This window comes from Synechococcus sp. Cruz CV12-2-Slac-r, from assembly GCF_024346075.1.
In the GTDB taxonomy this organism is placed as follows: domain Bacteria; phylum Cyanobacteriota; class Cyanobacteriia; order PCC-6307; family Cyanobiaceae; genus Synechococcus_D.
The window spans coordinates 1-5520 of sequence record NZ_JAGQEK010000107.1 but is presented as its reverse complement, the minus strand read 5'-3'; the positions used below and the strand labels follow the sequence as shown (position 1 = coordinate 5520).

General features: G+C 53.5%; 4 protein-coding genes and 1 pseudogene. 2 read left to right on the top strand and 3 right to left on the bottom strand.

Features of this window, described 5'->3' with window-relative positions; translation table 11 throughout:
- On the top strand, positions 1 to 1338 hold a 1338-nt coding region (locus KB557_RS08530), incomplete at its 5' end, for a DUF2079 domain-containing protein (RefSeq protein WP_255133245.1).
- On the opposite strand, the gene KB557_RS08525 is transcribed toward KB557_RS08530, so the two are convergent.
- Genes KB557_RS08525 through KB557_RS08515 form a run of 3 tightly spaced genes read right to left on the bottom strand, consistent with a single transcriptional unit; the run spans position 1335 to position 5235 of the window.
- Positions 1335 to 2510 (bottom strand): mannosyltransferase family protein, encoded by a 1176-nt coding sequence (locus KB557_RS08525; RefSeq protein WP_255133243.1) that lies wholly within the window; start codon positions 2508 to 2510, stop codon positions 1335 to 1337. The two genes, KB557_RS08530 and KB557_RS08525, sit on opposite strands and share 4 nt — an antisense overlap.
- Positions 2492 to 3625, bottom strand: coding sequence for a glycosyltransferase family 2 protein (locus KB557_RS08520; RefSeq protein WP_255133241.1), 1134 nt, complete (start codon positions 3623 to 3625; stop codon positions 2492 to 2494). The genes KB557_RS08525 and KB557_RS08520 overlap by 19 nt, the downstream gene beginning before the upstream one ends.
- Positions 3598 to 5235: a glycosyltransferase family 39 protein gene (locus KB557_RS08515; RefSeq protein WP_255133239.1), complete on the bottom strand. Its 1638-nt coding sequence runs from the start codon at positions 5233 to 5235 to the stop codon at positions 3598 to 3600. Before KB557_RS08515 ends, KB557_RS08520 begins: the two co-directional genes overlap by 28 nt.
- 41 nt (positions 5236 to 5276) lie before the next feature.
- Here KB557_RS08515 and KB557_RS08510 point away from each other — a divergent pair.
- Positions 5277 to 5520 (top strand): annotated as a pseudogene (locus tag KB557_RS08510) (porin); the annotation flags it as partial.

Here is a 5520-nt window from a genome sequence, read left to right as displayed (position 1 = left end):
AGCCAACTTTGGATTCCTTTGATTCCAATGCTTGGGATCTATGCCTTGCCCCTGGTGCAGGTGGCTCTGTTAACAGCTGGGGGCTTGATGTTGTTCCAGCTGGCTCGCTCTGAAGGCTTGGCTAGCCCGATCGCTTTGAGGTTGCTGATTGGCTACTACTGCTCGATCACGGTGCTTGGCCCGCTGCTGGAAAATTTCCACGACCTCTGCCCAGTGCCGTTGCTGGGCTTTGCCCTGATCTGGGCCTTAAGGCAAGGGCGCCTGTGGCCAGCTCTTTGCGCTGCGCTTTGTATCACTTTTTTGCGAGGTGATGCAGGCATTGTGAGCTTCAGTATTGGCCTCTGGGGACTGCTGCGCTTGCAAGGGAAAAAGCGCCTGCTGGCAGCGCTAGTGCTGATTTGGTCTGTTATTTATGTGGTGCTCGCAACAGCTTGGTTGCAACCTTTACTTGGCCCTGATGTTAATCAACGCTTTCTTTCGGAAAAGTTTGGCCAGTATTTAAGCCCCGGCAGTGAAGCTTCTGGCACCCTGGGGCTGCTGGCGGCATTGCTGAAACAACCGCAGCAGCTGCTCTTAGAACTGGTTACTCCGCCTGGCCGCAGCCTTGAATATCTATTGGCACCGATGTTGCCTTTAGCTTTATTGCCTTTGCTATCTCTTGATGCTTGGTTATTAATTGCGGCACCTTTATTTATTGCCTTGGCGGCTAAAGGCTTCAGCGCTCTAGCCACCAGCTTGCGATATGTGTTGTATCTAGCGCCTGGGGTATTTGGCGGTGCAGTGCTTTGGTGGCGCTCCCACCCAGAGTTATTTAGCCGTAAGTGGTTTCGGCAGTTATGGACAGCCGCAATTTCCCTTTCTTTGCTTTTGGCGCTTAGCTCAAATCCGCACCGCAGCCTTTCGGCCCTCATCCCAGACAGCATTAAGCCTTGGGCCCAAGCCGGCATCCAAGAACAATGGGCCCGCCGTGAAGCCGCCTTAACCGCGTTGGCGTTTATTCCTGCTGATGCAACAGTGGCCGCCCACACACCTTTGTTGCCGCGGCTGGCGATGCGCCCGGTGCTGTTGAGATATCCATACCACTCGGATTTCCTAAATCGCCAGGGCAACAAAACAGCGGTGGATTGGATCGCCTTATTACCCCGTTATCACCGGCCATTTTTGGCGGCATTTCCAGAGGATCGCGATCAGTTGCTTGTGCTGCGAGCCCGCACTACGCAGCTAATTGATGCTGGTGCCTATGGGGTGGCGCATTGCGCAGAAGGAGCGCTGCTGCTTAAACGTGGCGCCCCAAGCTCAGCCCAGAACCTTGCTTGCGCCCATGAAGCTTTGAACTAACCAACCCAGCCGCCGCTTGCAAAGCGAAAACCAAAAACAAGGCAGAGCAGGGCTCCAAAGCCAAGTAATAATCGGCCCCAGCGGGGATTTAAACTTGCCCAGAGGCCAATAAGCAGCAATAGGGGCACCGTGGCGTAAAGATGGCGCTCGATGCTGATTGTGTTTTGTTTAAGGAAATAAGCGCCAAGGCTGGCAAGTGCAAAGCAGCGCTGCTCAATTGGTATGCGGTCCCAACCCCAGAGCAATAAGCCAAGGCTGCTAAGCACCATCGCCCCATTAATAAACGGACTTCCCGCTAGCAACCAAGCTCCCATAAGGCTGCTGCCGCCAAGCATTAAGGCGATGCGAGGGCGATTGTTATTCAGGCGCCAGGCAGTGAAGGCGAGCCCTGCAAAAACAAGCATCAAAAGCGGAAAGAGCAGATCTTGCAGTTGGCCGCTGTTGCTGTTTTGAGGCCCCAAGAGGATTTGGCTGAATAGCCGTTGCCAACGCGGCAATCCGGAAAGATTTAGCCCCGGTTGATGGCCCCAGCCAGCTTGTTGGGCGTGCAGAAAAGCAAAGGGATCACCACTGTTCTTGATACCCAATAGCAACACCATGCCAAGGCCAAGGCCCGTTAAAAGAGCTGCAAACCAGCGTTTTTGCAGCAAAAAACCCGGCAACAACAACACTCCGGTAGGTCTTGTGGCGGCAGCTAAGCCGCCGGCTATTCCTTGCAGCAATGGGGGTAGATTTTGCGCTAGTGCCGCAGCTGTAAGTAATAAATAGAGCGCTTCTGTGTAAGGAATCGAGGCAAATAAACTAAGGGGGTTAAAACAAGCCAGCAGCACGGTCCAGCGGGCAGCGGCATCACCCCAAAGCCCCTTGGCCTGATGATGCAATAGCCAAAGGGCGCTTAAAAAGGCGAAATTGGCTATGCCAAAACCAGCCCAAAGGAAAGTGTTGCTTGAAATAATTGCAGTGGGTGATAACAACCAAGCAACTAATGCAGGCCAAAGCGGAAAAAAAGCTTGCAGATTGCCTTGGGCGCCATGTTGGGCTAAGGCTAAGTAGTGCACCACATCCCAACGGTTCAAGCCTTGCGGCAATGGCTGGGCCAGCAAAGGTGCCAGCAGCAGCAAGCGGCTTAGGCCCCAGCTATTTAATAGAAATTTCAGTAGGGAACGTTCCACACAAAACGGGAGGAGGCGGCGTATTTCCAAACAAAGTCCACAAGGATCCCTGCCAGCAGGGCAACAAGGGCGATTGGCCCCCCTTGCAAACTACTGAATACAACCGTTGAAATACCCACATTTGCTGCCATCCCAAGGGAAGAAACTAATAAAAATTTCAATAAACCAGCACTTAAGGCAAAACCCTGCAAACGTTTAGCTCGGAAGGTGAGCGAGTTATTAATTAAGTAATTAGAGCTGGCCGCAATAATTACCGCCACGGTTTGAGTGGCAAGAAAAGCCACCCCTTTGCTGCGCAGCAGGCCATAAATAGCAAAATGCACCACCATGCCACTAAGGCCAACAAGGCCAAAGCTCACTGCCCGCCGCGGCACCACCCTGAAACAAGCGGTGTGCAGCACGGAAACCAACCAGTCCCAAACCACGGCGTTATCAAGTTTGGAACTGCCACTTTGGCGGGGCTGAAAATGCAGCGGTATTTCCTTCACCTGCAGCTGCCCGTTGCTCACAGCCAGTAACTCATAAAGAAATTTAAAACCACTCACATCCACAGCTCGAATTGCTTTGGCGCATTGATCAGGCCTAAGGGCAAAAAAACCACTCATGTAGTCGGAAAGTTGCCCATAAGCGGGCAGGGTTGAGCGGGCTAAACGATTGGCTTGGCTTGAACCCCTTTGCCTTTCAAGCGATAAGCCTTCAATAACAGCGCCAGCTTGAAAGCGGCTGCCGATTACCAGATCAGCTTCACTGCGGAGCAATTCTTGAACGGCTTGCTCCACTGCTTCCGGCTGATGTTGGCCATCAGCATCCATTACAACTGCCACATCGCCAGTGGCAGCAAGCAGGCCTTCTCGAATTGCACTTGATAAGCCGTTGCGGCCCACTCGCCGAATTAGATGGATGCGGGGATCCTGGCGGGCGAGCGCTCGCACTAAATCAGCGGTGCCATCGGGGGAGTCGTCGTCTACAACGATTAATTCAAGGCGATAACGCTGGCCGAGCAATGCTTTTAACTGCGCCAGCATCGGAGCCAGGTTTTCCCGTTCGTTATAGGTGGCAAGCACCACTGTGAGATTTAAGGGGCCGCTCAAGGGGTGTGGGGCAATGGCTTGCATAACCAAAGCTGCCAGTTATCTTCCCCGTTGCGGCTCAGCTTGCAGGAATGCCCCGCCAGCTCTGGGGCCGGCCCTAAATCCTGGCTTAGTAGCTGCAATGGGCCAGCCGTTGAATTCTGCGGCAATAAACGGCGCTGGCTTTGCCAGCTAAGGCTGGGGCGTTCCTCCAGCTGCCATAGGGCGATTGCTTTGCGCGGATCAGCTCCTTTCACTAGGGCAGCTCCGGTTGCAACTGGCGCCTGTTCTGCTAATTCCCACAGCCATAGGGGGCCTTGCAGCAGTAATAAAAGTGAAAGCCACCAGCCGCTAACTAATAGCAACACCCCAGGCCAAGGCTGCTTGTGGCTTAGAAACCAGCCCCCCAGCAGCAGGCCTAAAGCAGCTGGCAACACAAACCAATAAGAACTGATGGGGGCTGCAGCTAGCAGTAACCCACCAAGCAAAAACCAAAACCACGGCAGTTTTTTTAAAAGCGCAGCTCCAGGGATTCCTTTAAGGCTGGGATTTGTAATCAGCTGGGCTAGAAGTGGGCCGCAAAGCAAAGCAAATGGCAACCAAAGATTGTGGCTATACCAGGGAAGCTGGGTGCGTAAAGGTAAAACTATTGCCGCCATTGCTAATTGCAAACCAAGGGGCCAGCGGCCTTCAGGGGTATTGCGTTGCTGAAAAGCCCAAGCCATAGCGAAAGGCCACAACGGCAACCAGGGCCAGCCACCTTCCAATACTTCGAGCACGGGGATCCGCCAACCCAGATCACTGCCTTCGCCGGCCTGCAGCAAAACGCGGCTGGCACCATCGCCTCCCCAGAGCCAAAGGGCCTGATCGCCGCGGGCCCAGTAATGGAAAAGATGCCAACAAATCCCTGGCAATAAGCCCAGGGCAATGGCACTAAGCAGCAGCAGCCAACTGCGGCGAGATAGCACCCGATCGAGGGCTAACAGCAATAAGCCCGCCCCTAGCACTGGAATCAAGCTGGGAGCCTTCAGCAAAAGAATGGCGCTGCCGCCAAAACCAGCCCAAATCCCCCCTTGTAAAGGTCTTTGTTTTGCCCGCAGCAGTTGCCACCAGATCAAGGCACTGGCACTCACCAGGGCGCCATCCAACATGGCTAAGCGTCCGTGGCGCATTAAGGGCAAAAGGGTGAGGCAGATTGCAGCACTACAAAAGGCTGCTAAGGGTTGCTGCGGCCTTAATTGCCTTGTAATTGCAGCTGCTAAGGGCACTACAGCGCTAGCGAGCAAGGCGGGAATAAAACGCACCAGCCAGGGGGGTGGCAGCAACCCACTGCTGCTCCAAGGCTGCATCACCACTGCAATTAATAGGTGCAGGCCGGGTGGTTTGTTTAGATATGGAGCCCCCCAATAGCTAGGCAGTAGCAGGGAAGATATTGATTTTTGTGATTGCAAAACCTGGCTAAGCGCTTGGCTGCTTTCAAGGGCCACACGAGCCACGATGCCTTCATCCCAATCCCTAAGGGGTAGATCAAGGCCTGGCAACAACAACAGCAGTAGGGCCCCAAGCCAAAGCAACCAATTGCCGCTCTGGACCCAATAACAGCGCTTTTGTATCAAATCGCACGCCTTTTGTTTGGTTAAGGAGGAATTATGCATTTGGCGCTTTGCGCTATCCGTTCTTTTTGTGTGTGAGAACCATGAATGCATTTCGCAAGCTATTGCTTGCTCCATTGGTAATGGGAGTGGTTGCGCCATTGGCGAGCCAGGCTCAAAGCTTAGATATGGGGTCTGTTAATCGCTATCAAGACCAACAAGATATCGACCGGATGCGGGCGATAGAAGCCCAGATGGGCCAGGTAACAAGTGTTAGCCAATTTTCTGATGTGCAACCAACAGATTGGGCATATCAGGCATTGTCGAACTTGGTTACTAAATATGGCT

Coding starts and splice junctions, on each gene's coding strand:
- KB557_RS08515 (WP_255133239.1), bottom strand. CDS start 5,235: ATGCATAATTCCTCCTTAACCAAACAAAAGGCGTGCGATTTGATACAA.
- KB557_RS08520 (WP_255133241.1), bottom strand. CDS start 3,625: ATGCAAGCCATTGCCCCACACCCCTTGAGCGGCCCCTTAAATCTCACA.